Source organism: Synechococcus sp. CBW1006 (assembly GCF_015840525.1).
GTDB lineage: Bacteria > Cyanobacteriota > Cyanobacteriia > PCC-6307 > Cyanobiaceae > CBW1002.
Genome location: NZ_CP060396.1, coordinates 895,260 through 922,253, shown reverse-complemented (window position 1 = coordinate 922,253; position 26,994 = coordinate 895,260). Strand labels below are relative to the sequence as shown.

The following is a 26,994-nucleotide window of genomic DNA, read 5'->3' as shown; positions in this document are numbered from 1 at the left end:
ATGGGGGTCGCTGTCGCCGCGCCATCCATGGACGCAGGAGCCGAGGGGGCGGCCATCCGGCCGATGATCGCCGTGCTCGGCCTGGCCTTGGTGCTCTTCCTGGTGCTGCACCTGGCGGGTGTGGGGGTGGCCCTGATCGATCCGGACGCCTTCGGCCGGCTGGTGACCGTTCTGCACAGCGCCTGGTGGTTGCCGCCGCTGGAGCTGGCCCTGGCGGCGGTCGGGCTCGGCCATGGCCTGGCGGCGCTCCTGCGGGTGAGCCGCAACGCCCGCGCCGCCGGTGCGCAGCGGCCCCTGGTTCTGCGCAGTCGCCGGGCCGCCGCCGGGCCCGCGGAGGCCCTCGCGGCCCTGGCGGCCCGCATTGCACCCTGGAGTGGCGCCCTGCTGCTGCTGTTCCTGGTGGTGCATCTGCTGCAGTTGCGCTGGCACCGTCCACCGGCCGCGGCGGAGCTCGCGGCCCTGCGGGCCGTGCTTGCGAACCCCGGCGTGCTGCTGCTCTACGGGGCGGCCGGTGCGGCGGCGGGCCTGCATCTGCTGCATGGCGTCGAGAGCGCCCATCGCAGCCTCGGCTGGCTCGATCCCGCCAACGCCGGTCCCATCCGCATGGCCGGTCGGTGGCTGGCGCTGCTGCTGGGGGGCGGCTTCACGCTGCTGCCGCTGGCGCTGGTGCTGCAGGGGGTGGGCCGATGACGGCAGCCCCCATGGCGAACGCCTCCCCTGACGATCTCCGGCTGGATCCGTGCCTGCCGGCGGGGCCGCTGGCCACGGCCTGGGAGCGCACCCTGCTGGATCTGCCACGGATCAGCCCGGCCAACAAACGGGGTCTGCGGGTGCTGGTGGTGGGCAGCGGCCTGGCGGGGGCCTCGGCCGCCGCCACCCTGGCGGAGCAGGGCTACGCGGTGGACGTGGTCACTTATCACGACAGCCCCCGCAGGGCCCATTCGGTGGCGGCCCAGGGGGGCATCAATGCCGCCAAGAATTACGCCGGCGATGGCGACAGCATCGAACGGCTGTTCCGAGACACGGTCAAAGGAGGCGACTTCCGGGCCCGCGAGGCCGGCTGCCATCGCCTGGCGGAGATCAGCGGCCGCCTGATCGACCATTGCGTCGCCCAGGGGGTGCCCTTCGCCCGGGAGTACGGCGGCACCCTCGCCAACCGCAGCTTCGGCGGTGCCCTGGTCAGCCGCACCTTCTATGCCCGCGGCCAGACGGGCCAGCAGCTGTTGTATGGCGCCGTTCAGGCCCTGCTGCGGCAGGTGGAGGCCGGTCGGGTGCGCCTGCTCTGCCGGCGCGACATGCTCGATCTGATCACGGTCGACGGCGTCGCCCGGGGCGTGGTGTGCCGCCACCAGCTCAGTGGCGCCCTGGAGTGCCACACCGCCCACGCCGTGCTGCTGGCCAGTGGTGGCTATTCCAACGTCTATTTCCTCTCCACCAATGCGGTGAAGTCGAATGCCACCGCGCTCTGGTGCGCCCATCGCCGCGGCGCCTGGTTCGCCAACCCCTGCTTCACCCAGGTCCACCCCACCTGCATCCCCAGCGGCGGCGCCTTCCAGAGCAAGCTCACCCTGATGAGCGAGAGCCTGCGTAACGACGGGCGGGTGTGGCTGCCCCTGCGCCCCGGCGACGACCGGCCGCCGGCGGAGATTCCCGAGGCCGAGCGCGACTACTTCCTCGAACGTCACTACCCCACCTACGGCAATCTCGTGCCCCGCGATGTGGCCTCCCGCCGGGCGCGCGAACGCTTTCTCGCCGGCCAGGGGGTCGGCCCCGGCGATGGCGGCTCCGGCGGCGCCCAGGGGGTGTATCTCGACCTGGCCGAGGCGATCGCCCGTGATGGCCGGGCCGCGATCGAGGCCCGCTACGGCAACCTGCTGCAGATGTATGCGCGCATCACCGGCGAGGATCCCTTCGCCAGGCCGCTGCGCATCGCTCCCGCTCCCCACTACACGATGGGCGGGCTCTGGGTGGACTACCACCTGATGAGCACGATTCCCGGTCTGTTTGTGCTGGGGGAGGCCAATTTCTCCGAGCATGGTGCCAATCGGCTCGGGGCCAGCGCCCTGATGCAGGGCCTGGCGGATGGCTATGTTATTGCCCCGGCCACGGTGACGGCCTGGCTGGCGGGGCATCCCCAACCGGAGGTGGGGCCCGAGCACCCGGCCTGCCGCGCGGCGATCGCGGCCGTGCGCGCCCGGATCGATCACCTCACGGCGATCGGCGGCAGCAGCTCGGTGGATGGGCTGCATCGCGAGCTGGGGCTGCTGATGCTCGATGTCTGTGGCATCAGCCGCCAGGCCGACGGCCTGCGTCGCGGGCTGGAGGAGGTGGCGCAGCTGACGCGGCGTTTCCACGACGATCTCCGCCTGCCCGTAGTGAACACCCCCATCCAGGGCGAACTGGAGAAGGCCCTGCGGCTGGAGGATTTCCTCGGCCTGGCTGATCTGATGCTGCGCGATGCCCTGGCCCGGGAGGAATCCTGTGGGGCCCATTTCCGCGAGGAGCACCAGAGCGAAACCGGCGAAGCCCTGCGTGACGACGCCCATTTCGCCCACATCGCCGCCTGGGAGCATCGCCAGGGCAGCGTGCCGCAGCGCCACATCGAGCCCCTCCGCTTCAGCGCCGTGGTTCCCCAGGCGCGTGACTACCGATGAGCCGCACCCTCTGCCTCACCCTGCGGATCTGGCGCCAGGCCGGCCCGGATGCTCCCGGGGGCTTCGAGAGCCATCGGCTCGAGGGAGTGTCTGCCGATCTCTCCCTGCTGGAGGCCCTCGATCAGCTCAATGAGCAGCTGATCGCCGCCGGCCAGAGGCCCGTGGGCTTCGATCACGACTGCCGCGAAGGCATCTGCGGCAGCTGCGGCTTTCTGGTGAACGGCCAGGCCCACGGACCCCTCGCCGCCACCACGGTCTGCCAGCTGTATCTGCGCCACATCGACGACGGCGCCACCCTGGTGCTCGAACCCTGGCGGGCCAGGGCCTTTCCGGTGCTGCAGGATCTCTGCGTCGATCGCTCCGGCTTCGATCGGATCCTGGCGGCGGGGGGCTACTGCTCCGTGAACACCGGCAGTGCGCCGGAGGCCAACACGATGCTGATCGGGCGCGAGCAGGCGGCCTCGGCCTTCGACACGGCCACCTGCATCGGCTGCGGAGCCTGCGTGGCCAGCTGCCGCAACGCCTCCGCCAGCCTCTTCGTGGCGGCCAAGCTGGCCCACCTCGGCCAGTTGCCCCAGGGCCAGCCGGAGCGAGGGCAGCGGGCCCGCGCCCTGCAGCAGCGCATGGCAGACGAAGGCTTCGGCAGCTGCAGCAACACCCTGGAGTGCGAGGCGGTCTGCCCCCAGCAGATCTCCGCCGACTGGATCAGCTGGATGCACCGGGAGGCCCGGCATCACGCTGGCTGAGGCGCGCCATGATCAAGGCTGTGGCGCTTTCGGTGCCTTGAACGCAACTCCAGCTCCACGATCCGCGTCAGAGCCGATCCCCTCGCTGAGCCACCTCAACGCCGCCGGTGAGGTGCTCATGGTGGAGGTGGGTGATCGGCCCGCCACCGATCGCCGTGCCGTGGCCGAGGGCTTTCTTGCCATGGAGCCGGCGGTGCTGGCCCTGGTGCTGGAGGGCCGGGCCCCCAAGGGCGACGTGCTGGCGGTGGCACGGGTGGCGGCGATCCAGGCTGCCAAGCGCACCTGGGAGCTGATCCCCCTCTGCCATCCGATCGCCCTGAGCGGAGTGGGGGTGCGGATCGAGCCTGCCGCCGATGGCAGCGGCCTGCGCCTGGAGGCGACGACCCGCACCACCGCCCCCACCGGCGTGGAGATGGAGGCCCTCACCGCCGTGCAGGTGGGGCTGCTCACCCTCTACGACATGCTCAAATCCGCCGATCCGGCGATGACGATCGGCCCGGTGCGGCTGCTCACCAAGGAAGGGGGACGCCATGGCCCCTGGCAGCGCCCATCGGTCAGCCCTGCCCCAGGCTGAACCTCGCGCCCCCTGTCCTGAGGGCGCCCCTTCGATCCCGGCCACCCCCTCGCGCCCAGTCATGGTCAAGCCCGTCTTCGTGACCACCACCTTCACGATTGAGGGTTACGCGATTCGTGAGTACAAGGGCATCGTGCGCGGCATCGTGGTGCGCTCGCCCACCCTGATCCAGGGCTTTCTCGGTGGCCTCAAGTCGATGATCGGCGGCCGCATCGGTGCCTACACCGAGATGTGTGAACAGACCCGCCAGCAGGCCTACGACCAGATGGTGGCCCATGCCCGCCAGCTCGGCGCCAATGCCATCGTGGGCACCCGCTACGACGGCTCCGAGGTGGAGAGCGGCGCCACCGGTGCCACCGAAGTTCTGTGTTATGGCACGGCCGTAGTGGTGGAGCGCCTCGCTGCCGGGCCGCCGCCGGTGCCCACGTCGCCCTTTCCGCCCACCTGAGCCCATCCCCGCCGCCGATGTCGTCTGCCCTTCCCGCCGGCCTGCCGACGCCGGCCGATCCCTTCCCGCCCGAGGGCCTGCCCCTCGAGCAGGCGCGGCGTCTGGTGCTGGAGAGCCTGCAGCCCCTGGCCGGCTGCCGCACCCTGCCCCTGGAGCAGTGTCTCGGGCGGGTGTGCGCCGCGGCGGTGATCGCCCCGGCGGCGGTGCCGGGCTTTCGGGCCTCGATCCTGGATGGCTACGCGATCGCCAGCCCAACGGCGGAACCCGGCCAGTGCTGGCCGCTGGTGGGGCGTTCCGCCGCGGGAGCTCCGTTCGATCGGGCCTTGGAGCCCCACGAGGCGATCCGCATCCTCACTGGTGCCCCCCTGCCGCAGGGCGCCGTGCGGGTGCTGCCCCAGGAGCTGGTGGTCGTGGAGGCCGGCGAGCTGCGCTTGCTGCAGGCCCCCGGTGCCAACCCCTGGATCCGCAGCGCCGAGGAAGAGGCGGCACCGGGCCAGCAGCTGCTGGCCTGCGGTGAGCGGCTGGGGCCGGCCGATCTGGCCCGGCTGGCGGGCTGCGGCGTGGCGGAGCTGGCCGTGGCGCCCCGGCCGCGGCTGGGTCTGCTGGTGAGCGGCGATGAACTGGTGCCGGCGGGAACACCGCGCGGCCCCGGCCAGATCTGGGAGAGCAACGGCACCCTGCTGGCGAGCCTGTGCCAGCGGCTTGGCTACCCCCTGCTGGAGCGGCGGGTGGTGGGCGATGATCCGATCGCGCTGCGCCAGGCGCTGGCCGATCTGGCGGCCTGCTGCGACGTGGTGGTCAGCACCGGCGGGGTGTCCGCCGGCGACACCGACTGGATCCGGCCGCTGCTGGCGGAGCTTGGCTCGGTGGCCTTCTGGAAGCTGTTTCTCAAGCCAGGCCGGCCCTTTGCCTACGGGACACTGCAGCGTCCTGCCGGGGGCGGCAGCGTGCCGTTCTTCGGACTGCCGGGCAATCCGGTGGCAGCGGCGATCACGGCGCTGCAGCTGCTCTGGCCGGCGCTGCAGCAGCTCGAGGGTGCTGAGCCCGATCCGTTGCCCCGCTTGCGGGTCAGGCTGGCGGGGCCGTTGAAGCGTGGTGCCGGACGCCCGGAACTGGCCCGGGCCCGCCTGACGGTGGGTCCCGCCGGTGAGCTCCTGGCGGTGGTGGAGGGCTCCCAGGCCTCCTCCCGCATCGGTTCGCTCCAGGGTGCCGATCTGTTGCTGGAGATCCCGGCGGAGCTCGGCAGCCTCACGGCCGGTCAGGAACTCTGGGCCCAGCTGCTGCGCTTGCCCCTGTTCTGAGGTCGTTCAGTGGGGTCAGACCCGTGATCGGCTGGTGGGCATTGGCGTGTGGACCTCACCTTGTGAAAGGCACCAGTCCTGAGCAGGCTGGCTTCAGGTCTTTGACGTGCTTGGCTCCATGGCCCTCCCCCCAGCCAGTGCCCCTGGCGGCACGCCGCAGGCCTCGGAGGTGCCCCAGGAGCCGCTCAGGATCCTGTTGATCAGCATCCATGGCCTGATCCGGGGCACGCAGCTCGAACTCGGCCGGGATCCCGACACGGGCGGGCAGACCAAGTACGTGGTGGAGCTGGCCAAGGCCCTGGCCCGCAGCCCCTGGGTGGCGGGTGTGGATCTGGTCACCCGCCGGATCGAGGATGCCGCCGTCAGCGGCGACTATGCCGAGCCCCTGGAGCCTCTGGCAGACAAAGCGAGGATCGTGCGGATCGACGCGGGCCCGCCTGATTACCTCCGCAAGGAGGACCTCTGGGATCACCTCGACAGTTTTGCCGACCATCTCTTTACCTGGATCCAGAATCAGCCCGCCAGGCCGGATGTGGTGCACAGCCACTATGCGGATGCCGGCTACGTGGGCGTCAAGCTGGCCCGTCTGACGGGGCTGCCCCTGGTGCATACGGGCCACTCGCTGGGGCGTGATAAGTACCGACGCTTGATCTCCATGGGGCTCGCCCTTGAAAAGATCGAGGGCGATTACAATATTTCCAGACGGATTGATGCCGAGGAAGAGGTGATCAATCAGGCGGCGCTCGTGATCACCAGTACGCGCAATGAAATTGAAGATCAGTATGAACTCTATGACTGTTACAACCCTGACAAGATGGTGGTCATTCCGCCGGGCACGGATCTGCAGCAGTTTCATGTTGCCGATGGATCGGAGCCGGTGCAGGGCTCGGGCTTTCTGGAGGGGCTCCAGGTTTCACTGAAAGATCCGACCAAGCCCATGATTCTGGCGCTCTCCAGACCGGATCTGCGCAAGAACATCATCACGCTGCTGGAAGCCTACGGAGAGTCGAAGCCACTCCAGAGACTCGCCAATCTGGTGATCGTGGCCGGCAATCGTGATGACGTGCGGGATCTCGATGAAGGCCCCCAGGCGGTGTTCACCGAGTTGCTGATTGCCATGGATTCCTATGACCTCTATGGCCTGGCCGCCCTGCCCAAGCACCACAGCTCCGATGAGGTTCCCCTCATCTATCGCCTGGCCGCCAGCACCCGGGGTGTGTTCGTCAATCCTGCCCTGACGGAGCCCTTTGGCCTGACCCTGCTGGAGGCAGCCGCCAGTGGCCTGCCGTTGGTGGCCACGGAGAATGGTGGCCCGGTGGACATCATTGCCAACTGCCGCAATGGCCTGTTGGTGGATCCCCTCAACAAGGAGGCGATTGCCCAGGCCCTGATCACCATTCTTGAAGATGCCAACCAGTGGCAGGCTTTCTCACGCAATGGAGTGCGCCATGTGGCCCAATTCTATTCCTGGGATGCCCATGCCGAGGCCTATCTCCATCAGCTCAACCAGCTGGTTCAGCAGCAGCGATCGCCCCTGGCCTCCTCGCGAATCCTCAGCGGCGACCGCCGGCGCACCAAGGCCATCTTCACGGCCATTGACAACACGTTGCTGGGGGATCGAGACGGCCTGAGTCTGCTCAGCCAGTTGATCCGTGAGCGCCGCAAGGGCTGCCTGTTCGGGATTGCCACCGGGCGGCGTCTCGATTCCGTCCTGACGATCATTCGCGAGTATGATATCCCTGTGCCGGATATCTTGATCACCAGCCTAGGTACGGAAATTTACTATGCTCCCCACTGGCTACCCGATCTAGCCTGGGCCAAGCACATCAATCACCTCTGGACCCCCCAGGTGCTCAGGGCGACGCTGAAGGAGCTACCTGGTCTGCAGCCTCAGTCGAGAAAGGAACAAAGTCAATTTAAGTATTCCTATCACTATGACAGTCAACATGCACCGTCTCTGGATCAGGTCAGGGCCATTCTCAGACAGCAAGATCTATTGGTCAATGTGACTCTGTCATTTGGTCAGTATCTCGACTTTGTGCCTGTCCGGGCCTCCAAGGGGCAGGCCTTGCGATTCATTGCCCAGCGCTGGAGTATCCCGTTGGATCGGATCCTGGCCACCGGGGGGTCCGGTGGCGATGAAGACATGCTGCGCGGCAACACCCTGGGGGTTGTTGTTGCTAACCGTCACCGGGAGGAGTTGTCCATTCTTGGCGATACCGAGCATGTCTATCTCGCGGAGCAATCCCACGCCAGGGGGATTCTTGAAGCCCTTGAACACTATGACTTCTTCAATCTCTAGGCTCCTGTTGTTCGCGATCGCCCCGATTCTGTCCGCGATGTCCCCTCTGCCCCCGCAGGCTGTCCATGGCTGCTGACCCTCCGGCCAGGTTGTTGCTCTGCACGGATCTCGACCGCACCCTGATCCCCAATGGGCGGCAGCCCGAGTCGCCCGCCGCCAGGAGCCTGTTCGCACGCCTGGTTCAGCGGCCCGAGGTGACGCTGGCCTATGTCAGCGGCCGCGATGCCGCCCTCGTGGCGCAGGCGATTGCGGACTATGCCCTCCCATCACCGGACTGGGTGGTGGCCGATGTGGGCACCACGCTCCTGGAGGTGGCTCCCGATGGCTGGCGGGCCCATCGCGGATGGCACCAGAGCATCAGCGTGGACTGGGCCGGTCGCACGGCCCAGGATCTCCACCAGTTGCTGGCGGATCTCTCCCCCCTGCAATTGCAGGAGCCCGCCAAGCAGAACACCTACAAGTTGAGCTACTACCTCCACCTTGATGTTGACGTTCCCAGCCTCTGCGCTGATATCGAGCGGCGGCTGGAGCTTGAACAGCTGCGCGCCAGTCTGATCACCAGCATTGATGAGCAGGCTGAGATCGGCTTGCTGGATGTGCTGCCGCCTGCAGCCACCAAGTTGCATGCGGTGCGTTTTCTGATGGAACTGCTGGGTTTTGATTCCTCCGAGACCCTCTTCTGTGGGGACAGCGGCAATGATCTGCCGGTGATGACGAGTGACCTCCCTTCGGTTCTTGTGGCCAATGCCGATCCTGCGCTGATGGCCCAGCTAGGCTGTTCTGCGGGGGAGCGATCCGCTCGGGAGACTCTCTATCTGGCTCAGGGCGGCTTCATGGGGATGAACGGCAACTACGCCGCCGGAATTGTGGAAGGAGTGCTTCACTTCCACCCGCAGTTTTCTAGCTGGTTGGCCGAGCCTTGTTGAGTTTAACCCGCTGGCATCGTCAGGTGCCGATGAAAACAGATTGGGCAGCTTGAATGCAGCCGAACAGTGTGTTGACGATTCTTTTCTCTTGCCTGCACTCGAATCATGTATGAACAGGTCTCCCACTCGCTGCTCAACGCAATTCTTGATGACCTGAAACCTGAGATCCGACGTCAGGATCTCAGACACTTCTATACGCGCTTGGGTGCCAACTTTTATGCGATTTACTCGCTATTCTTCCGTCTCTATGGTCACAGGCCTGATTTCAAGCACCAGATGCTGGGCTTGGTCGAAACGATGGCGGAAGGCTATATCAATCGTTCGCCAGAGCTGGAGGCGCTCGACATAGCCCGGGAGAAGGACCACAACTGGTTTCTCTCCCAGCAATGGGTCGGCATGGCCCTTTACACCAATGGCTTCGCCAGAAACCTGCGAGATCTGGCTGACAAGACCGAGTATTTCCAGGAACTCGGGGTCAACATGATTCATGTGATGCCGATTCTGAAGTGTCCAATCGGCAAAAGTGATGGTGGCTATGCCGTGAGCGACTTCAGGCAGATCGATGATCGGGTCGGTGATCTGGCGGATCTTCAATATCTTGCCTCGGAGTTGCGTCAGCGCCAGATCCTGTTGGTGCTTGACATCGTGATGAATCACACTTCGGATGAGCATACCTGGGCTCGGAAGGCCGTCGCGGGAGATCCTGCCTATCAGGATTACTACTATATGTATGAGAGTCGCGATATTCCTGACCTTTTTGAGCGGTCAATGCCTGAAGTCTTCCCGGAGTCTTCGCCGGGCAACTTCACCTGGAACGAGCAAACCCAGCGCTGGGTCATGACGGTCTTCCATGATTACCAATGGGATCTCAATTACAGCAATCCTGAGGTCTTCATTGAAATGCTTGGTGTTGTCCTGTTCTGGGCCAACAACGGGGTTGACATCATGCGCTTGGATGCCGTCGCCTTCCTTTGGAAGGAAATCGGCACCGACTGTCAGAACGAGCGTAATGCCCATCTTCTGCTCCAGCTGATGAAGGACTGCTGCCAGGCCACGGCCCCGGGAGTGTTATTCATTGCTGAGGCGATTGTCGCCCCTGTCGAGGTGATTAAATATTTCGGCGAAGATGCGATCAGCGCCAAGGAGTGCGAGATTGCTTACGAGTTTGCTGAAAAACCCCGCCGCCTCTGCGAAAATAGGGCAACTGCCCCAGGTTTGATGCGAGGTCAGCAGGAGCGCAGCGGCTCCTTGTTCTCCTACGTCTCGATCGAGGAGCGGATCCCGACCAGCCATCCACTCAGGCGGATTCGCAAGCTGGCGGATCAGGCCCTCGATCGACTCAATCCCACCTTCTGCAGGTTGTATGCCTCAGAAGGGAGACCATCGGTGCCGCCAGAGCAGCTGCTGCTGGCCTCGTTGTTGCAGGCGTTCTACGGCATCCGCTCCGAGAGGCTGCTGCTGGAGCAGGTCCACTACAACCTGCTGTTCCGCTGGTTTGTGGGCTTGAGCCCTGACGATGCGATCTGGCATCCGACCACATTCACCAAGAATCGTGATCGGCTCCTCACTGACGACGTCATGGGGCTGTTCCTGGAGAAGCTGATGGGAGCACCCGAGGTCAAACCGCTGCTCAGTGACGAGCACTTTTCGGTGGACGGCACGTTGCTCCAGGCCTGGGCGTCACACGCTTCCTTGGAGCGGATCGATGGCCAGGAGGATCCTCCGCCTCCGCCCACAGGTCCTGGCGAAGGATTCGGTGCTCCCAAAGAGGGAAAGAAGCGCGCCAAAGGGGACTTTCGCGGCATCAAGCTCAGCAACGAGACCCACCGCTCCAGCACCGATCCTGAGGCACGGCTGGCCCGGAAATCGAATGCCCATCCAGCGCAGCTGAGCTATCGGGGCCATGTCCTCATGGACAACCGCCACGACCTGATCGTCGATTGCCGCGTCACCCAGGCCACGGGCACCGGTGAGCGGGATGCCGCCAAAGAGATGGCAGCAGACCTCACCGGTGCCCACCAGAAGACCGTCGGCGCCGACAAGAACTACGACACCAAAGGGTTTGTCGCTGAGATGCGGCGGATCGGTGTCACGCCCCACGTGGCCCAGAACACGGCCCGCAGCGGTGGCTCAGCCATTGATGGCCGCACCACCCGTCACGTGGGCTACTCCAAATCGATCAACGCCCGCCGGGGGATCGAAAAGGTGTTTGGTTGGATCAAGGCGTTCGGAGGGCTGCGCCAGTTCAAACTGCGCGGTACCGAGAAGGTCGGCGCCGTGTTTGGCCTGCATGTGATCGCCTACAACCTGATCCGCCTGGGCAACCTGCTCAAGCCCGCGATGGAGGCGGCATGAACAGCCCGTTGTCCAGAGGTGTGCCCAATAGGCCTCAACCAATGCCTTGCAGAGAGGCCAACGATGCCGAAATCGGGCTGTTTGCGGCTCTGATAGCCGCCGATCCGTCTTTTTGAGCCGGAAATCCACTGATGCCTGTGGAAAACTGGCTCGTGGGTTGGTTTTTCAGCAAACTCTTACAATGCCACCTTCATGGCCCTGCTCTGGGATGCGGTGGCGACCCAGAACGCCAGGCTGCTCACCCGGGGGCTCAGGAGTCTTCCCAATAAGCTGGATCGTGCCACCTGGCTCAACTATCTGCGTTGTCACGACGACATCGGCTTCGGTTTTGATGACCAGGATGTGTTGGCTGTCGGTTATCAGCCCAGGTCCCATCGGCGGTTTCTGACCGACTTCTTCTGTGGTGAGTTTGAGGGATCTCCCTCCCGGGGACTTCCATTCATGCGCAATGAAGTCACGGGGGATGCTCGCATCTGTGGCTCCCTGGCCTCCCTTGCGGGTCTGGAGAAGGCGATGCAGGAAGAGAATCCGGTGGCAATCAATATCGCGATCAGTCGAATTCTGATGCTGCACAGCCTGATCTTTTCGTTCGGTGGTATTCCCTTGCTCTACAACGGTGATGCCCTTGGCCTGCTGAATGACTATAGCTATCAACAGGATCCAGCCAAGGTCTCAGACAACCGCTGGGTGCATCGGCCAAGCATTGATTGGCAGCATGCCGAGCGGCGTCATCAGAGCGGCACAGTGGAGAATCGACTGTTCACGGCGTTACGGTGGATGATCGCTATTCGTAAGTCACTGGATGCCTTTGCCGATTTCAACAACCGAGAGTTGTTGGATACGGGGAACGAGCATCTGCTCTGCTTCTTGCGTTCCTATCAGCAGCGTCCCTCCGAGCAGGTCTTGGTGGTGGCCAACTTCCATTCCACTCCGCAGGCTCTCCCTGTTGATGTGCTGCGGCGGCGCGGGCTCGATTTCACGGCTCCGCTGATTGATGTGTTCACCGGTCGCAGGCCCCACCAGATCGAGGAGAATATCCTGCTGCAGAGCTATCAATTTTACTGGCTGAAGCAGGTCTGACACCCACTGCTTCGACACTCACAGGCCCCTCATCCAGGTCTGTTTCTGCATGGGTTCGCTGCAGGGGGGCGGTTGCAAAGGCTTGGCCCAGCTGCTGCGACTGGCGCTGTCTTGATGCCAGGGTGCTGGGCATTCTTGTCCGACTAGCCCGCGTTCATGTTGCCTGAGGCTGTTCGTGCGGCGCGCTTGTGGCGCCTTTGGCTGCCTGTCTGCCTCCTGCTGCTCGGTCCAGCCGCTGCGGTCGCCGCCGAAGGCGATCAGGCTGATGGGGAGGAAGCGGCGCCGGCGGCCCAGGTTCCGGCCGCGGGGGCAGCAGAGCTCGGGCCCGAGCTGCGCTTGCCCTCCGCCAACCCGGCTGCCTCCACGGCTGCCCCCGGCACTGGCCAGCTGGGCCGCTGGCTCGGCCTGCCGGTCGATTCCCCCCTGCGCTTTGGTGGGGTGTGGGTGGGCAATGGCACGTCCCAGATCGTGGGGGGTGTTCAGTCGGCGCCGGCCAACGGGCTGGCCCAGCAGCTCCTGGTGGACGCCACCCTCGATCTGGAGAAGGCCGTGGGCTGGCGTGGCGCCCGTGTGTGGGTCCAGGGCCTGCAGGTGAACGCCGGCGCCGGGGCTGCCCTTCCCTCGGGCAGCCTGCAGGGCAGCAACAGCCTCGTTGCCCCACCGCCGCTGGATCGCACCGAGCTCTACAGCTACGTGCTGCGTCAGGACCTCTGGGATCGCCAGCTGAAGATCCTGGTGGGCAAGCAGGCGGCCAGCATCGAATTCGCCAACGTCACCCGTCCGGACTTCACCCGCAATCCCACCTATGCGGTGCCGGCGCTCAGCGCCCTGGCGTTCACGCCCCTCTATGCGATGCCCACCCTGCTGGGGCGCATGCCGGGCTACCCGGATTCGGCCCTGGGGGCCTCGCTGAGCTGGCAGCCCAAGGCTCTGAATCGGAAGGTGTATCTCAATGCCGGTGTGTTCGACGGCCGCGGCGGGGTGGGGGATGGATCGATCCGCACCGGCCTGGCCGTCCCCAGCCTCAGCGGGCCCCTGTTCTCGGTGGCGGAGCTGGGGGGTGGCTGGTCCCTGGGTGATGCAAATCGACCCGGGTCCGCCAGCTTGGGGGCCTGGTTCCAGGGCGGGGAGTCACGCCGATGCAATGGATTCGGCCGTGACCAGGACTGCCTCCGCGAGAACGGAGCCCATGGCTTTTACGGAACCCTGGCGCAGCGGCTGGTCAACTTCCGCTACGGCCGTGACCACAGCGGCCTGGTGGGCCTGGTGAGCGCCGGCTGGACGCCCTCGATCACCAACCTGATGACTAAATCGGTCACCGCGGCTCTGACGGTGTTCGCGCCAATGGAGAGCCGTCCTCAGGACAGCTTCGGCGTCGGTCTGTCCTGGGCGCGGGTCAATGATCGGAGCTTTCTCGGGGAGGTCTTCAGGCCTGCGGAGTTGATGCTGCAGGCCTATGGCCAGTTCCACCTGGGCGGCACCACCTACGTGCAGCCTGCCGTCACTTACCTGCCCCAGCCGGGCCTGGCCAGTGCCGCCTACAGCTCCACCAACGTGATGCTGCAGCTGATCACATTGTTCTGATCACATTGTTCTGATCGCTTGTTGCTTTCGGTCCCTGGCGCCTCACTCCCCAGCCAGCAGCCGCAGGCCCGCCAGGGTCAGCACCACCGCCAGGCAGCGACGGATCACCGGCACCGGCAACACCCGGCTGCCCAGGGCAGCGCCGCCGCCGCCGAGCAGCACCACCACCGGGATCAGCGGCCAGGCTTCCGCCGGCACGCTTCTGCCGGTGGAGATCAGGCCCGCCAGCCCGGCCAGGGAGTTCACCAGGATGAAGACAACGGCCACGGCCGCTGTTTCGCGGGTGCGGCTCCAGCCCGCCAGCAGCATCAGCGGACTGAGGAACACACCCCCGCCCGTTCCGGTCAGCCCGGCCAGGAACCCCAGGCCACCGCCCACGGCCACCAGCGTCGCCGGACCGGGTGGCTGCACCTGCTCCGGATCCTGGGGTCTCTGCAAAAACCGCAGGGCCGAACCCAGCAGAATCACCCCCACCAGGCTCTGGAACACCCGCTTCGGCAGGGCCAGGCTGCCCCCCAGGAAAGCCCCAGGGATCGAGAGCAGCACCAGCGGCCAGAAGCGTCGCCAGCGCAGGTGGCCCGCCTGGATGAACTGCCAGCTCCCCAGCGCCGCCACCACCACGTTGAGCAGCAGGGCGGTGGGGCGGATTGTCTCCGGATCGGTGCCGAACAGGCTGAGGGCTGCGATGTATCCGGAGGCCCCTGCGTGGCCCACGCTGGCGTAGAGGAAAGCCACCAGGCCGATGGTGAGCCACAGACCTGGTTGGGCCTCCATCACGGCTGCTCCCGCCGCTGGTCCGCCAGAGGTGTATTGCCTTCCACCCACCGACCGATACCTTCCACCCCCACCTCCTTCTTCCAGAAGGGGGCCTCGTGCTTGAGCGCTTCCAGCAGCTCCTGGCAGCACCGCTGGGCGGGGCCGCGCCGATCAGCGGCCACCGCCACCAGCACGATCGCTTCTCCCGGCTGCACCCGTCCCACCCGATGGCGCACCAGTACCGCCTGCACGGCGTGGCGGGCGGCGGCGGCGATGGCAAGTCGCTCCAGCTGGGCTTCGGTCATTCCCGGGTAATGCTCCAGCTCCAGGGCCACCAGGGGGTCACCGGCTGCACTCCAGCCCCGCACTCGGCCGATGAAGTGGGCTTCGGCTGCCGCCGCGCTGCCGGTGCTCCAGGGCCGCAACACTGCGAAGGGATCGAAAGGCCCGGCTTCCAGGGCGATCGAGAGGGTCGCGCTGCTCTCGCTCCGCGGCGGGCCGGGATCAGCCACCGGTGATCGGCGGCAGGTAAGCCACCTCATCGCCGGGGGCCAGGACCCGGCCGGGTTCGGCGAACTCACGGTTCACCGCCACCCGTACCCCCGTAGGCCAGGGGCCGAGGCCGAGCCTCTGCCACAGCTGGGCGGCTGTGGGGGGAGAAGCTCCGTCGCCGGCGCCTGGGGCCGACGGCCCGTGGAGTGTTAATTGTCGCTCTCCCCAGCCGGCCTGCTCGCGTACTCCGGCAAAGAGCCGCACCAGGAGGTGGGGCGGACCGGCAGGATCGGTGGTCATGGCGGTGCGGTCTGGCCGGGGTCTTGCCCCTGTTCAGGCCCCATCTTGGCTCCCTGTGGTTGCCGTGCAGCCGAAGCAGGAGCGTCGTGAAGGTGCAGTGCGGGGGTGCTGACCTGGGAGCAGAGCATGGCGAGACGAATCGATTATTACGTTTAGTGAAACGAAAGAGAGGTGGGCGATTGCCTTTCTACTTTGACTTTCGAAATCACCCACTCTTCCTGCCTGTCAGGTTCTTGGTTTTGCTGGGCTGACGATCGTCAGGCCTGGTCTCTTTCTTTGGAAAAGGATCGGCTTTTGGGGATCACTTTGTTTCCCAGGGGATGATGATCCTCGGCGATAGGTCTCCAAGGTGATGTGTGGTGAGAGCGCTCGTTGCCGGCGCTCGTCTCTCCCGTTCTTTTCCTGAATTCGACTATGGCCTCTCAGGATATTGAAAGCAACGAGTACAAGAAGCAGTTCCTTCATGAGGCCACCCGTCTTGCCATTGAATCCGTGGAGAAAGGTTGGGGAGGTCCTTTCGGTGCAGTGATTGTCAAGGATGGTGAGATTATCGGCCGAGGTCAGAACCGGGTGCTGCTCACGGGAATCCCTGTGTATCACGCGGAGGTCACGGCCATTATCGACGCCTGCTCAAGAATCAATACCAAGGCGCTGCTCGGCTCGGAAGTCTATGAGGGGAATCTGAAGATGATCCCTCGTCCAGAGGGTTCTCCCGATCCAGTTCCGGAACGGGCGCAGATGCTCAAGGGCTGTGATCTTTATGTGAACGGGGCTCCCTGCCCCATGTGCATGAGTGCCATCTACTGGGCCCGGATTGATCGCGTGTACTTCGGTACCCGCTTGGAAGACACCAGTAAGATCGGCTTTGATGACGAATTTCAGTACATCGACTTTCGTCTCCCCTGGGAACAGCGCAAGGCAATTCAGTGTTTTCCGGATTTTGAGCGCGATTTCGCCCTTCAGGCCTGCCAGGCCTGGATGAACAAGCCTGATCGCCATCCCTACTGACGGTCTCCTCCTTCATGGCTGACTCCGTCACCCTGATCACCTCAGCCTTGGTTCGGCCCGGTATGGGCCAAGCCTTGGCGGCCTGGCATGCACGCCAGGCTGAGGCCCTCAGCCGGCAGAGCGGTTTCATCAGCACCAACCTGATCCCGCCTCGCCCCAGTGGCTCTGAGCGGCGCTGGTGCATTGAGATCACGTTTCAATCCTCCGACAGTCTCGAGGCCTGGCAAGGCTCCATCCCCTGCCGGAAGTTGCTCGAGGAGGCCGAACCCCTGCTTGAAGGTGGGGAATTTCAGCAAAGCCTGAGGGAGGAGCACCTCGATCCAGATCGTGGAACTGATGTCACCGAGGTCATCTTCTCCAAGGTCAAAGCTGGAATGTCCGAGCAGTTCCGAGACTGGGCCCAGCGCATCCAGGCTGCGCAGGCGCTGTATCCCGGCTATCTCGGCATGTATCTCCAGCCTCCCTCTGGAGATGGCGATGGCCATTGGATGACGATTCTGCGCTACGACTCCGCGATCCACCTTGAGGCCTGGATGCATTCCAGTCAACGGGCTGCACTTCTGCAGGAATCGAAGGAGTTCATGGAGCGGGAGGAACTGCTGCGCATCTCCACGTCATTTCCTGGCTGGGTTCCCATCGATCCCGTCTCCGGGCAGGGACCACCCAATTGGAAAACGGCGATGCTCGTGCTGCTGGGGTTGTATCCGATCGTGATGCTGCAGCTGCGGCTGCTCCATCCAGTTCTTGTTGCTGCCCGGCTCCCTCCGGCGGCGGGAACTTTTCTTGCAAATGCAATCAGCGTGGCGCTGACCAGCTTCCTGACGATGCCGTTCTTCGTGCGGACGTTTGATTGGTGGTTGTTTCCCGGTGTCGCCTCGCCACGGGCCAAGACCCGGCGCGGCCTGCGTCTGATCGGTCTTCTGTATCTGCTGGAGATCCTCGTTCTCTGGAAGCTGTTGCCGTTCTGATCAGTCCTGTCTGTATCAACCTGAACCTGCTCCTGTCGATCATGGATGTGTCTTCGCTGCAATCACGCTGCCGTGGGGTGATGGCCCAGCCCGGAGATCCTGCCTATGAGGCCATGGTCTACGGAGATCTCTGGAATCGGGTCATTCCTGAGCGGGGTCCGGAACTGGTGGTCAGGGTGGAAGAGGAGCAGGATGTGAAGGCCGTTCTTCGTTTCGCCAGAGAACGGGGTCTCAAGGTGGTCGTTCGTGGCGGGGGCCATAACTGGTGCCAGCCAACCCTTCGCCAGGGTGGGATTCTGATTGATCTTTCCTGCCTGAATCGTGTCCTATCCATTGATGCTGAGCAGCGCAGGGCCGTTGTTCAGCCGGTCGTGAGCAACCGTGATCTTCAGGCGGCACTGAATGCCCAGGGGTTGACATTCCCCAGTGGCCACTGTCCCCAGGTGAAGCTGAGCGGCTATCTTCTCGGTGGCGGCATGGCCTGGAATCAGGGCGTCTGGGGTGCTGGAACGGAGAGTGTCGAGGCGATCGACATGGTCACCCCTGCGGGGGAATTCCTTCAGGCCAGCAGGGATCATCATGCCGATCTGTTCTGGGCCGCACGCGGTGCCGGGCCTGGCTTCTTCGGGGTCGTGACCGCCTTTCACCTGCGGCTCTATCCCTTGCCGAGCGCCATTCTCGGCAGCACGTTCTACTTCCCTCTCTCCGCGGCCGGTACCGTTGGAGATTGGCTGGCCAGCCTGGCCCCTTCGCTCTCCGCCTCCATCGAGCTCAGCCTGTTTCTCCTGCAGGCTCCGGCAGCACTCCAGGAGGCTGCCCGTTCCGATGGTGGCATCGTCTGCATGGTCACGGCGGTTTCGTTCACGGATTCCGTTGCCGAGGGGCGCAGGCAACTGACACCCCTGGAGTCACCGCCCACGCCTCCCCTCTCCCAGGAGTGTGCGGTGCCACTGGATTTTCCCCGCCTCTTTGATGCCTCCGGCTCCCTCTGGCCGGAGGGGCAGAGAAGCCGTGTGGAGGCCCGCTTTTCGATGGCCTCCCCCGGGGATCTTGCCCGGGCCGTGGTCAGCTCCATGCAGAGGTGTCCCTCCCCCACGACGCTGGTGTTGTTCACCGTCTTCACCGGTCCCTGCCCGGGTCCAGAGGGAGGAGCCACCGCTTACTCAATGCGGGCGCGGGTGTATGGGGGCCCATGGACGATGTGGCTCGATCTGGCGCAGGACGCGGAGAACATGGCCTGGCACCAGGACTGCATCGATCGCCTGCGGCCGTACACGGTGGGTAGCTACATCGGAGAGTCTGATTTCATTCGTCGTCCGGCCACGGCTGTGGAGGCCTTTCTGCCGCAGTGCTGGAGTCGTCTGGCTGATCTTCGTTCACTCCACGATCCCGACCGGTTGTTTTTCGACTTCTTCGAAGGTCTTGCCGAACCGGCCCTTCCCTCCCAAACAGGCTCCTCCTGTCTCTGAACAGCACACCTGAGGTGCTGCCTACGATCGAGCCGCCGCCTGGCCCGATCATGGTGAGCCTCGCCATCGCCCTGCTCACGGTCTCCGACAGCCGCACCCTGGCGGACGACCCCAGTGGCGACGCCCTGTGGCAGCGTCTCGAGGCCGCTGGCCATCGCCTGGTGGCGCGCCGACTGGTGCCTGACAACCGCTATCGCATCCGCGCTGAGGTGAGCGGCTGGATCGCCGATCCGGCGGTGCAGGTGGTGATCAGCAGCGGCGGCACAGGCCTCACCGGCCGCGACGGCACACCGGAGGCGGTGGCGCCGTTGCTCGATAAGACGATGGAGGGCTTCGGCGAGCTGTTCCGGGTGCTCTCCTTCGAGACCATCGGCACCAGCAGCCTCCAGAGCCGCTGCCTGGCGGGGGTGGCGAACGGCACGGTGCTGTTTGTGTTGCCGGGCTCCCTCGATGCGGTGACCACCGCCTGGGATCGCCTGATCGCCGCCCAGCTTGATGGCGCCACCCGGCCCTGCAACCTGGTGCAGCTGTTGCCCAGGCTTACGGAACCGGTGGATCACCCGGCCGTGCGGCCGTCCGCTGGCGCAACGCCGGGATGAGCGTTCCGCCTGGGCTTGTGCTGCTTGCCTCCCCGGCACGCCGGGACGCTCTGCTCGCTTGGGTGCGTCGGCACCGGGCCCTGCTGGCCCCCTTTGCCCTGCGCCTCACCGCCGACCTGGCGGAGCCGCTGCAGCTCGAGGTTTCCACCGCCGACCTCCGCCTGGAGATGGCCGGCACGCTGGAGGCCGGCGGCGACATCAGCCTGGCCGCGGCGGTGCTTGCCCAGGAGGTGATGGCCGTGGTGGCGTTCCTGGATCCGGCGGCGCCCGTGGGTTCGCCGCCGGAGCTGCCGATGCTGCTGCGGGCCTGTCAGGTGCGTGATGTGCCGCTGCTGCTGAACGAGGCCAGCGCCACCCTGGCCCTGCGGGGCCTGTCGCGGGGCCGCCTGGCCACCCTGATCTTCAATCCGGTGGCCGGGCAGCGCGATCCGAACCAGGATCTGGCCCAGATCCGCTCGATCCTCGAGCCGCAGCTGCAGGTGCATGTCTGCTTCACCCAGCCGGATCTCGATCCAGCTGAGCAGGCCCGGGCGCTGCTGGGTCCGCTGCGGGCCCGTCAGGCCCGGCGGCCGGATTCGGCCCTGATGATCGCCTGCGGCGGGGATGGCACCGTGTCCGCCGTGGCCGGAGCCCTGCTGGACAGTGGCCTGCCTCTGGGGGTGATCCCCCGCGGCACCGCCAATGCCTTCGCCGGAGCCCTGGGCATCCCCACCGATCTGCCCGGAGCCTGTCGCACGGTGCTGGCGGGGCACATCCAGCGCATGGATGCGGCCCTCTGCAACGACACGCCGATGGTGCTGCTGGCGGGGGTGGGGTTCGAGGCCGGCATGGTGGACCGGGCCACGCGCGAACTCAAGAACCGGTTGGGGCCGTTGGCCTATGTGCTGGCCGGCGCCCAGCAGTTGGTGAACCAGCAGCCCTTCCAGGCCCACCTGGAGATCGACGGCAAGGCCATCAGCCTGCAGGCTTCCGCCATCACCGTGGCCAACGCCGCCCCCGGCACCTCGGTGTTGGCCCAGGGCTTCGGGAGGGTGATTGCGGACGACGGCCTGCTGGAGGTGACGATCGCCACCTCCACGGACCGGCTGCAGGGCCTGCAGGCCCTGGCCAGCCTGGCGGCCTCCGCGGTGGTGCAGACCCCGGCCCAGCACGGTGACCTGCTCTGCCTGCGCGCCCGCCGCATCACCATCGCCACGGCAACACCCCAGAAGCTGGTGGTGGACGGCGAGATGCTTGAGGGCGACCGCTTCTGCTTTGAGTGCTTGCCGGGGAGCCTGCGGGTGCTGGCCCCCTGGCCTCTGCCGTAGTGGATGCGTGTTGGGTCCGTCTCTGGAGCTGTGTTCCGCGCGGGCGATGCTGCGCCCGTGCGCTTCCCCGCTGAAAGCCATGGCATGCACTGCACGCTGCATGACGCGTCCAACCTGGCCCGGCAGCTGTCTCTGGACTATCACGGGGCTGTCGATGTCAGCAATCACCCTCCCAAATCCCTCGGGCCAGCAGGAAGGAAACGGATCGAGCAAGGTGTTTTCACCGGCGAAATGCCCTGGTGAAACAATGCAAAGATACGCTGGAGTTGTCTGGGTATTGAATCATCAAGGAAATAGGAAGAAGTGCGCCCTCAATCTCCAATCCGCGTCCACTTCGGGCTTCGCATGGATGGATTGATGTGCTTCGGTTGGTGACTGGCGACAATGATCTTGCCCAGGGCGTAGATCGTCTCGCTTGGCCGGTCTTCCAGCGGATTGTCCGGTCCATCCGCTCTTTGGCTGTCCGATCCCGTGGGGCAGGTCCGCGTGATCGGCGGGGGCGTTTGCCGTGCTCCTGCCAGCTGGTCGAGCAATCGGCATTGAGCTTGCTCTTCTCGCACGACTCGATGTGCTCAGTGCTGCAGGACTCCGCAGCCACGATCAGCTCGTCCGGCCGCCGGTCTCATGGTTGCGTCGGAGCCGCCGCTCCGCTCCCGGCGATGCCGGCTCATGCGGTTCAGGTGGTCGTGGCCGCAGGCCCGCGCCATCACCTGCACCAGCGCCACCGTGGCCCGGAAGAAACGATCCAGGCGCTGGCCGGCAGGCTCCACCTGCAGACGGCGGCGCAGCTCGGGATCCTGGGTGGCCACTCCCGTGGGGCAGCGGTTGGTGCGGCAGATCCTGGAGCCCACGCAGCCGATCACCTGGATCGCGGCACTGGCCAGCGCGATCCCATCGGCCCCCAGGGCCAGGGCCTTGATGCAGTCGGCCGGTTGTCCTTCGGGAATGCCGCGGACCCTGGCGATGTGGGCGGTGACCTTGGCGCCGGGCAGATGACCGCCCGCGCCGGTCTTGGCCGCCTGGGCGGCCTTGAAGTGAAAGGCCTGCACCCGGGGTAGGAGGTCTTCGCGGTAGCCGAACATCGCCGGCGCGAGTTCGTAGAGGTAGCGTTGGTTGGCGGCCTGCTCCTCGCTCAGCATTCCCCCTTCGCCGGAGCAGATCCCAGTGCCGGCCCGCTCCGCCCCCGTGGCCAGGGCCCGCTTGGCCTCCTCGGAGAGGGTCCCGAAGCTCATGTCCGACACCAGCAGGGGGATCTCCAGCCTCAGCGGCCGCCGGGCCCGGGGACCGATCACCAGCTCCGTGCCCACCGGGGCGGATTCGGCCAGGGACCGCCGTGCCAGCTGGGCCGTGAGGATCTGGATGTCATCCCAGAGGGGAAGCTGGGAGCGGGGCAGCCCCATGGACACCACCGGCCCCAGGGCGCCCACCCGCGCAAGGCCGTGCTCGGCCAGCTTGTGGATCAGCTCCAGGTTGGCCTCCTCCTCCGTGGCCTGGCCTGGGTCGTCCTGCCGACGGGGGAACCACCACTTTCCGGCTTCTCGTTATCACCGTCTTCGTCAACAGCAAAGGTGGTGCCCACCCGGTCGGCGGGAACACGGGCATGGGTGCCATCGCAATAGGGAGGTGTGGCGGTCTGCTTGCAGCGGCAGAGCAGGGCCCTGCCGTTGGCCTCGGCAACGAAGGCCAGGGGTGTGAAGCCGCTGCCCTGATGGGATCCGTCGCAGAACGGCTGATCCGAGGATCGGCCGCAAGCGCAGTAGAAGTACTTCGTTCCTTCCTCCAGGCTGACGGTGATGGGCGTACTGGCGGCAACCGTCGGCGTTGTCATCACACGTTCAGCGAAGAGCACAGGGCGTGGAGGCCCTCCCTCGGTCTGAGTACCCAGGTGGCTCAGCTGTGTGTTCCTGGAGGTGCTGCGGGTCTTCGGCGGTCCGTGGCTTTCAGATTATCGGCCACTTCATGAGCCTCGTCGTCGCGACTGGCAAAGTCTTCCAGCAACCATTCAACCGTTGCCGACCAATCGAATTGCTCTAAAATCAACTGTAGAGCAGGCGAATTATACCAAGATCACTATGTAAAAGGCAGGACGGATTGTCAGCAGGCATCTGTGCGAAATGATAATGCCTCAGGCTCAAGATCAGCGGCGGGCAACATGCCTGTGGGTTGCGCAGGCATGTTGAACTCCCATCCGCTGAATCTTGAGACCAGCTTGCCGTTCTAACTTGAAGGGCTATTCTGCAACTACGAGAGCAAAATTTGACGACCGGAATATCCCACCATTGGGGGGTCTGTGAAGTTGACATCTTCAGGGCCATGCATCCAGTTTTTCCGACCGCGAATGCCAGCGAACAAAAATGGCTCTGCCTTCGTAGGGACTCCTGAAAAATCCAGATCCATTGCGCCGCAGCTGGTCTCATGCATGAGAAACCGCTAAAGTGGCCGTGAATCAGGCAATCCGTGATTGCCTTTACTCCTGATCGCTCCATATGTACCGGAGGCACAATAACGGTCAGATCTCAATCAAGGAGTTCCACTTGCCATTTGGCGGCACACTTGATCCCGAGAATCGCTGGGTTCAACTGGAGGGACTGATCCCATGGGATGAGCTGGAAGAAACCTATGCCCCTCAATTCAGCGCCACAATTGGCGCTCCAGCCAAATCAGTGAGAATGGCCTTTGGTGCTCTCTACATCAAACAGAAGTTAGGGCTCACCGACGAAGAGACAGTCCATCAGATCAGAGAGAACGCCTATATTCAGTTCTTTCTCGGCTTTGCGGGCTACACAGCCAAGGCACCGTTTGATGCCTCGATGATGGTGCACTTTCGCAAGCGCTTTTCTGACGAGGATCTGCGCCGTATCAACGAGCTGGTGGTGCAGCGCGGCAAAGAGATCCTTCTAGAAGCACTTGCTCAGGCAGCAGACGATGACGACCATGATGATCGTGATTCCAGTGGAGGAGGCGCTCAGCTAGAACTTGATGCGTTGATCAAGCCTGCTGACTGGCCAGAAGGAAGGAATTGGGGCACTCTCACGATTGATGCCAGTTGCACTCCAGCCGACATCACCTATCCCAGAGACCTCAAGCTCCTCAACGAGGCTCGCACAACGACCGAGCGAGTCATTGATGATCTGTGCAGTCAGTCATCGGGATTCAGGAGACATCGACCTCGCTACGACCGTGGCCTTGCTCGTGCTCATTTCCTGAGAGTGGCGAAGCAAAAACGACCACGTCGCCGCAAAGTGAAGGCTGCCATTAAACATCAGCTTGGCTATGTGCGGCAGAATCTCAAGGCCATTGATGCTCTGATCGGCTGCGGGGCAAGGCTTTCCGAGCTTAAGAGGCATTGGTGGCAGAAGTTGTTGGCCTGCAGCGAGTTGGAGCGGCAACAGGGCCTTCTGCTCGCCTCTCAGACCAACAGCATTCCAGACCGCCTGGTGAATCTTGTGCAGACCCATATCCGCCCAATGGTGCGAGGCAAAGCACGTGCTGCGGTGGAGTTTGGAGCCAAAATCAGTGTTTCGGTTCATAACGGCTTTCCGTTCTTGCACCGCATAAGCTGGAACCCCTACAACGAAGGAGAAGACCTGATCGCTCAGGCGGAAAAATACAAGTTGGATACAGGATCTTACCCAGAGCGCATCTGCGCCGACCGGATTTATATCACGGCCAAGAATAGGCATTTCTGCACGAGGAACGGTATTCGCCTCTCCGGCAAGCGATTGGGTCGCCCGCCCAAGGATCCTGATGTCACCACTGCACACATGCACCAGCTCCGATCTGATCAAGCTCGACGCAATGAAGTGGAAGGCGTCTTTGGCTCTGGAAAGCGCAAGTATTCCCTGGATCTGATCATGGCTCGTCTACCAGCTGGTGCCGAATCCTCCATCTCGATGGCCTTTGTCGTGATGTGCGCGGAAAAGGTCTTGAGGCTGCTGCGCCTCTTTTTTGTCCTTCTTTATGGGTGGATCTACAGCTTTTTGATGGCCTGGTCAGCGATCAGAGCGCCTGAGGGCATCTGCAAGCCAGGCTTTTGAGATCTGGCCGACTTGATGTCATCGCGCTTGCCAGCCTGATTAACGCGAAGCAAACGGACGAATCCGGCGCCGATGGGCCGAGAATCTTTTTCAGGAGTCCCTTCGTATAAGGGCACATGCGCTGCCGTGTTCGTGAACTTGTAGGTTGCTTGCTCCTTAAAGGTCTGTGCACTGGCGCTACCCGTAACTGCTAGAACAGTAGTGATGCCCAGGAACATTTTCTGAAGATCGTGAAAACGAATTGGGTGGATTGGGGAATTTGGCTTTCCAGGAAGATGCAAGCCAAATCAGCCTTGGCTTGTTTCAGCACTATTTGTCAATGACTAATCTTTTCGGCCAGGGCTTGCGATGTGCAGAGGTGAATCAGCTTCTGTAAGGCCCCATTCTGAGGGGCCTCGTCTACTTGGGGCCTCTAGAAAAAGGTATCCGTTCAGGGGGCGTGACAGCTCGCGGCGAACATCGGCCCTGCTGAACCCTGCTTGCGTCCCCTGTGTTGGTGTAAATCCCTGGGGACCTCAACCCCGGCGTAGCCGGGGTTGAGCGCGCACCTCAGACGTTCCGCTCAGCGGCCAGCGTTGCAAGGGGTGGGCAGGCCCGTGACCCTGGTTTGAGCACTACCTCAACCAGACGAACCATGCCCACGTCCAATCGTGCCGCAATTGAGCTGGCGCCGCTACTGGATGGCAGCAGCGCCGGTGAGCTGATCCCCGAGCTGGTGCGCCACGGCCTGCAGCAGCTGATCGAGCTGGAGGTCGCTGCCGTGCTCGGCGCAGAGCGCCATGAGCGCAGCGAGGAGCGGCTCGGCTACCGCAACGGCTACCGGCCGCGCACCCTGGCCACCCAGGTGGGGGACATCGATCTCCGCATCCCCAAACTGCGCTCCGGCAGCCACCTGCCCTCGATCCTGGAGCCGCGCCGCCGTGTGGACCAGGCCCTCTACGGCGTGGTGATGGAGGCCTATGTCGGCGGCATCTCAACGCGCAAGGTCGACGCCCTGGTGGCCGCCCTGGGAGTCCAGAGCGGCATCTCCAAATCTCAGGTGAGCCGCATCTGCGCTGACATCGACATCCAGGTGCAGGCCTTCCTGAACCGCCCCCTTGAGGCCACCGGCTACGCCTACCTGTACCTCGATGCCACCTATCTCCACGGGCGTCTCGGCAAGGCGATGCAGGTCTGCTCCAGGGCTGTGGTGGTGGCCATGGGCGTCAATGCCGATGGTCGCCGCGAGCTGCTCGGCATCAAGGTGGGCGACAGCGAAACCGAGAGCTTCTGGAGCGAGTTCATTGGCTCGCTCAAGGAGCGCGGCCTCACTGGGGTCAAGCTCGTGATCAGCGACGCGCACGTGGGCCTCACCAAGGCGATCCGGCGGATGCTGCAGGGCAGCTGCTGGCAGCGCTGCAGGGTCCATTTCGCCAGAAACCTGCTCCAACGGGTGCCCAAGGCCCACCAAGGCATGGTCACCGCTGCCTTGCGCTCAGTGTTCGCCCAGGAGAAAACGGACGAAATCGAGGCCCGCTGGGACGATCTGGCCAGCTCACTGGTGGATCGCTTCCCCAAGGCTGCTGAGCTCATGCTGCACGCCCGGGAAGACGTGCTCGCCTTCCGTCACTTCCCGCCTCAACACTGGAAAAAGACTTGGAGCACCAACCTGCTCGAGCGCCTCAATGAGGAGATCAAACGCCGCACTCGGGTGGTTGGCATCTTCCCGAATGACGCCTCGATCACCCGCTTGGTGGGGGCTGTGCTGCTGGAGCAGGACGAGCACTGGCAGCTGGAGGGCCGGCGCATGTTCTCCGCCGAGAGCATGGCCGCCATCCCCTCACTGGCGGAGCTGCCCACGCAGCCTTCCTTGCAAGAAGCAGCGGCCTGAGCCTCAGGCCCCAGGAGATCGCGCCGTAGCGCCCCCACAGGGCGCAGCGGCGGCGATCACCGCCCGGGGGCCGGCACCGCAGACGTCACGACCAAGATTGCAGGTGTAGCCCACAACCGATCGGCAATCCAGACGAAAGACTTGACAAGTCAATCGTCTGGATTCATCGTGAAATAACGAGGTGCACATGCGCCTCGAGAATGACAGCCCGTCATTCA

The 26,994-nt window shown here is 64.4% G+C and carries 24 protein-coding genes and 1 pseudogene; 20 read left to right on the top strand and 5 right to left on the bottom strand.

Annotated elements, in window-relative coordinates; all coding sequences use genetic code 11:
* The first annotated feature begins 27 nt into the window (after positions 1-27).
* The 12 genes and pseudogenes from H8F26_RS04355 (at position 28) to H8F26_RS04300 (ending at position 13,970) form a co-directional block, all read left to right on the top strand.
* Positions 28-690, top strand: coding sequence for a succinate dehydrogenase (locus tag H8F26_RS04355; RefSeq protein ID WP_197157742.1), 663 nt, complete (start codon positions 28-30; stop codon positions 688-690).
* Positions 687-2,654, top strand: a complete 1,968-nt coding sequence (locus H8F26_RS04350) for a fumarate reductase/succinate dehydrogenase flavoprotein subunit (protein ID WP_231605464.1) — start codon at positions 687-689, stop codon at positions 2,652-2,654. The genes H8F26_RS04355 and H8F26_RS04350 overlap by 4 nt, the downstream gene beginning before the upstream one ends.
* The gene (locus H8F26_RS04345; protein WP_197157740.1) at positions 2,651-3,400 is read left to right on the top strand and encodes a succinate dehydrogenase/fumarate reductase iron-sulfur subunit; all 750 of its coding nucleotides are present in this window, start codon (positions 2,651-2,653) and stop codon (positions 3,398-3,400) included. Before H8F26_RS04350 ends, H8F26_RS04345 begins: the two co-directional genes overlap by 4 nt.
* 118 nt (positions 3,401-3,518) lie before the next feature.
* Positions 3,519-3,974, top strand: a complete 456-nt coding sequence (gene moaC, locus H8F26_RS04340) for a cyclic pyranopterin monophosphate synthase MoaC (protein ID WP_197158974.1) — start codon at positions 3,519-3,521, stop codon at positions 3,972-3,974.
* Between the two features lie 61 nt (positions 3,975-4,035).
* Complete coding sequence (locus H8F26_RS04335) at positions 4,036-4,422, top strand: YbjQ family protein (protein WP_197157738.1); 387 nt, start codon at positions 4,036-4,038, stop codon at positions 4,420-4,422.
* 17 nt (positions 4,423-4,439) lie between these two features.
* The gene (locus tag H8F26_RS04330) at positions 4,440-5,723 is read left to right on the top strand and encodes a molybdopterin molybdotransferase MoeA (protein ID WP_231605463.1); all 1,284 of its coding nucleotides are present in this window, start codon (positions 4,440-4,442) and stop codon (positions 5,721-5,723) included.
* A gap of 118 nt (positions 5,724-5,841) precedes the next feature.
* Positions 5,842-8,025: an HAD-IIB family hydrolase gene (locus H8F26_RS04325; protein ID WP_197157736.1), complete on the top strand. Its 2,184-nt coding sequence runs from the start codon at positions 5,842-5,844 to the stop codon at positions 8,023-8,025.
* A 65-nt stretch (positions 8,026-8,090) separates the two neighbouring features.
* Positions 8,091-8,951, top strand: coding sequence for an HAD-IIB family hydrolase (locus H8F26_RS04320; RefSeq protein ID WP_197157734.1), 861 nt, complete (start codon positions 8,091-8,093; stop codon positions 8,949-8,951).
* 105 nt (positions 8,952-9,056) lie between these two features.
* Positions 9,057-9,986 (top strand): annotated as a pseudogene (locus tag H8F26_RS20070) (alpha-amylase family glycosyl hydrolase); the annotation flags it as partial.
* 183 nt (positions 9,987-10,169) lie between these two features.
* Positions 10,170-11,306, top strand: coding sequence for an IS5 family transposase (locus tag H8F26_RS04310; protein ID WP_197153730.1), 1,137 nt, complete (start codon positions 10,170-10,172; stop codon positions 11,304-11,306).
* Between the two features lie 192 nt (positions 11,307-11,498).
* Positions 11,499-12,386, top strand: a complete 888-nt coding sequence (locus H8F26_RS04305; protein WP_197157732.1) for an alpha-glucosidase C-terminal domain-containing protein — start codon at positions 11,499-11,501, stop codon at positions 12,384-12,386.
* A 186-nt stretch (positions 12,387-12,572) separates the two neighbouring features.
* Entirely contained in the window at positions 12,573-13,970 is a 1,398-nt protein-coding gene (locus tag H8F26_RS04300) for a carbohydrate porin (RefSeq protein ID WP_231605462.1), read from the top strand.
* A gap of 42 nt (positions 13,971-14,012) precedes the next feature.
* Here the strand turns inward: H8F26_RS04300 and H8F26_RS04295 are convergent, their stop codons facing one another.
* Genes H8F26_RS04295 through H8F26_RS04285 form a run of 3 tightly spaced genes read right to left on the bottom strand, consistent with a single transcriptional unit; the run spans position 14,013 to position 15,518 of the window.
* On the bottom strand, positions 14,013-14,744 hold the full coding sequence (locus H8F26_RS04295; RefSeq protein WP_197157728.1) for a sulfite exporter TauE/SafE family protein: 732 nt from the start codon (positions 14,742-14,744) through the stop codon (positions 14,013-14,015).
* Positions 14,744-15,238, bottom strand: coding sequence for a molybdenum cofactor biosynthesis protein MoaE (locus tag H8F26_RS04290; RefSeq protein ID WP_370594670.1), 495 nt, complete (start codon positions 15,236-15,238; stop codon positions 14,744-14,746). The genes H8F26_RS04295 and H8F26_RS04290 overlap by 1 nt, the downstream gene beginning before the upstream one ends.
* The gene (locus H8F26_RS04285) at positions 15,231-15,518 is read right to left on the bottom strand and encodes a MoaD/ThiS family protein (protein WP_197157725.1); all 288 of its coding nucleotides are present in this window, start codon (positions 15,516-15,518) and stop codon (positions 15,231-15,233) included. The genes H8F26_RS04290 and H8F26_RS04285 overlap by 8 nt, the downstream gene beginning before the upstream one ends.
* A 414-nt stretch (positions 15,519-15,932) precedes the next feature.
* Here H8F26_RS04285 and H8F26_RS04280 point away from each other — a divergent pair, with 414 nt between their 5' ends.
* From H8F26_RS04280 to H8F26_RS04255, 6 genes are all read left to right on the top strand, one after another.
* On the top strand, positions 15,933-16,526 hold the full coding sequence (locus H8F26_RS04280) for a nucleoside deaminase (RefSeq protein ID WP_197157723.1): 594 nt from the start codon (positions 15,933-15,935) through the stop codon (positions 16,524-16,526).
* A gap of 14 nt (positions 16,527-16,540) precedes the next feature.
* Positions 16,541-17,494, top strand: coding sequence for an antibiotic biosynthesis monooxygenase (locus H8F26_RS04275; RefSeq protein WP_197157721.1), 954 nt, complete (start codon positions 16,541-16,543; stop codon positions 17,492-17,494).
* 80 nt (positions 17,495-17,574) lie between these two features.
* Positions 17,575-18,963, top strand: a complete 1,389-nt coding sequence (locus tag H8F26_RS04270) for an FAD-binding oxidoreductase (RefSeq protein ID WP_197157719.1) — start codon at positions 17,575-17,577, stop codon at positions 18,961-18,963.
* Positions 18,964-19,016: 53 nt separating this feature from the next.
* Positions 19,017-19,562: a molybdenum cofactor biosynthesis protein B gene (moaB, locus tag H8F26_RS04265; RefSeq protein ID WP_197158972.1), complete on the top strand. Its 546-nt coding sequence runs from the start codon at positions 19,017-19,019 to the stop codon at positions 19,560-19,562.
* On the top strand, positions 19,559-20,869 hold the full coding sequence (locus H8F26_RS04260; protein ID WP_197157717.1) for a diacylglycerol kinase family protein: 1,311 nt from the start codon (positions 19,559-19,561) through the stop codon (positions 20,867-20,869). Before moaB ends, H8F26_RS04260 begins: the two co-directional genes overlap by 4 nt.
* A 30-nt stretch (positions 20,870-20,899) precedes the next feature.
* Positions 20,900-21,112 (top strand): hypothetical protein, encoded by a 213-nt coding sequence (locus H8F26_RS04255; protein WP_231605461.1) that lies wholly within the window; start codon positions 20,900-20,902, stop codon positions 21,110-21,112.
* A gap of 329 nt (positions 21,113-21,441) precedes the next feature.
* On the opposite strand, the gene H8F26_RS04250 is transcribed toward H8F26_RS04255, so the two are convergent.
* Together H8F26_RS04250 and H8F26_RS19210 are read right to left on the bottom strand one after the other, a co-directional pair.
* Positions 21,442-22,269 (bottom strand): FMN-binding glutamate synthase family protein, encoded by an 828-nt coding sequence (locus H8F26_RS04250; RefSeq protein ID WP_231605460.1) that lies wholly within the window; start codon positions 22,267-22,269, stop codon positions 21,442-21,444.
* Between the two features lie 59 nt (positions 22,270-22,328).
* Positions 22,329-22,697, bottom strand: a complete 369-nt coding sequence (locus tag H8F26_RS19210) for a CDGSH iron-sulfur domain-containing protein (RefSeq protein WP_231605459.1) — start codon at positions 22,695-22,697, stop codon at positions 22,329-22,331.
* Between the two features lie 658 nt (positions 22,698-23,355).
* Between H8F26_RS19210 and H8F26_RS04245 the strand changes: the two genes are divergently transcribed.
* Both H8F26_RS04245 and H8F26_RS04240 read left to right on the top strand, forming a co-directional pair.
* Positions 23,356-24,906 (top strand): IS5 family transposase, encoded by a 1,551-nt coding sequence (locus tag H8F26_RS04245; protein WP_197157713.1) that lies wholly within the window; start codon positions 23,356-23,358, stop codon positions 24,904-24,906.
* Positions 24,907-25,540: 634 nt separating this feature from the next.
* Complete coding sequence (locus tag H8F26_RS04240) at positions 25,541-26,776, top strand: IS256 family transposase (RefSeq protein WP_197154771.1); 1,236 nt, start codon at positions 25,541-25,543, stop codon at positions 26,774-26,776.
* Positions 26,777-26,994: the final 218 nt, after the last annotated feature.

Excerpts from the sequence above, each read along its gene's own strand:
- H8F26_RS04280 (WP_197157723.1), top strand. The coding sequence starts at position 15,933 with ATGGCCTCTCAGGATATTGAAAGCAACGAGTACAAGAAGCAGTTCCTT.
- H8F26_RS04240 (WP_197154771.1), top strand. The coding sequence starts at position 25,541 with ATGCCCACGTCCAATCGTGCCGCAATTGAGCTGGCGCCGCTACTGGAT.
- H8F26_RS04285 (WP_197157725.1), bottom strand. The coding sequence starts at position 15,518 with ATGACCACCGATCCTGCCGGTCCGCCCCACCTCCTGGTGCGGCTCTTT.
- H8F26_RS04260 (WP_197157717.1), top strand. The coding sequence starts at position 19,559 with ATGAGCGTTCCGCCTGGGCTTGTGCTGCTTGCCTCCCCGGCACGCCGG.
- H8F26_RS04275 (WP_197157721.1), top strand. The coding sequence starts at position 16,541 with ATGGCTGACTCCGTCACCCTGATCACCTCAGCCTTGGTTCGGCCCGGT.
- H8F26_RS04345 (WP_197157740.1), top strand. The coding sequence starts at position 2,651 with ATGAGCCGCACCCTCTGCCTCACCCTGCGGATCTGGCGCCAGGCCGGC.
- H8F26_RS04310 (WP_197153730.1), top strand. The coding sequence starts at position 10,170 with ATGCGAGGTCAGCAGGAGCGCAGCGGCTCCTTGTTCTCCTACGTCTCG.
- H8F26_RS04245 (WP_197157713.1), top strand. The coding sequence starts at position 23,356 with ATGTACCGGAGGCACAATAACGGTCAGATCTCAATCAAGGAGTTCCAC.
- H8F26_RS19210 (WP_231605459.1), bottom strand. The coding sequence starts at position 22,697 with ATGACAACGCCGACGGTTGCCGCCAGTACGCCCATCACCGTCAGCCTG.
- H8F26_RS04350 (WP_231605464.1), top strand. The coding sequence starts at position 687 with ATGACGGCAGCCCCCATGGCGAACGCCTCCCCTGACGATCTCCGGCTG.
- H8F26_RS04330 (WP_231605463.1), top strand. The coding sequence starts at position 4,440 with ATGTCGTCTGCCCTTCCCGCCGGCCTGCCGACGCCGGCCGATCCCTTC.
- H8F26_RS04320 (WP_197157734.1), top strand. The coding sequence starts at position 8,091 with ATGGCTGCTGACCCTCCGGCCAGGTTGTTGCTCTGCACGGATCTCGAC.
- H8F26_RS04270 (WP_197157719.1), top strand. The coding sequence starts at position 17,575 with ATGGCCCAGCCCGGAGATCCTGCCTATGAGGCCATGGTCTACGGAGAT.
- H8F26_RS04305 (WP_197157732.1), top strand. The coding sequence starts at position 11,499 with ATGGCCCTGCTCTGGGATGCGGTGGCGACCCAGAACGCCAGGCTGCTC.
- H8F26_RS04325 (WP_197157736.1), top strand. The coding sequence starts at position 5,842 with ATGGCCCTCCCCCCAGCCAGTGCCCCTGGCGGCACGCCGCAGGCCTCG.
- moaC (WP_197158974.1), top strand. The coding sequence starts at position 3,519 with ATGGTGGAGGTGGGTGATCGGCCCGCCACCGATCGCCGTGCCGTGGCC.
- H8F26_RS04250 (WP_231605460.1), bottom strand. The coding sequence starts at position 22,269 with ATGGGGCTGCCCCGCTCCCAGCTTCCCCTCTGGGATGACATCCAGATC.
- H8F26_RS04335 (WP_197157738.1), top strand. The coding sequence starts at position 4,036 with ATGGTCAAGCCCGTCTTCGTGACCACCACCTTCACGATTGAGGGTTAC.
- H8F26_RS04355 (WP_197157742.1), top strand. The coding sequence starts at position 28 with ATGGACGCAGGAGCCGAGGGGGCGGCCATCCGGCCGATGATCGCCGTG.
- H8F26_RS04295 (WP_197157728.1), bottom strand. The coding sequence starts at position 14,744 with ATGGAGGCCCAACCAGGTCTGTGGCTCACCATCGGCCTGGTGGCTTTC.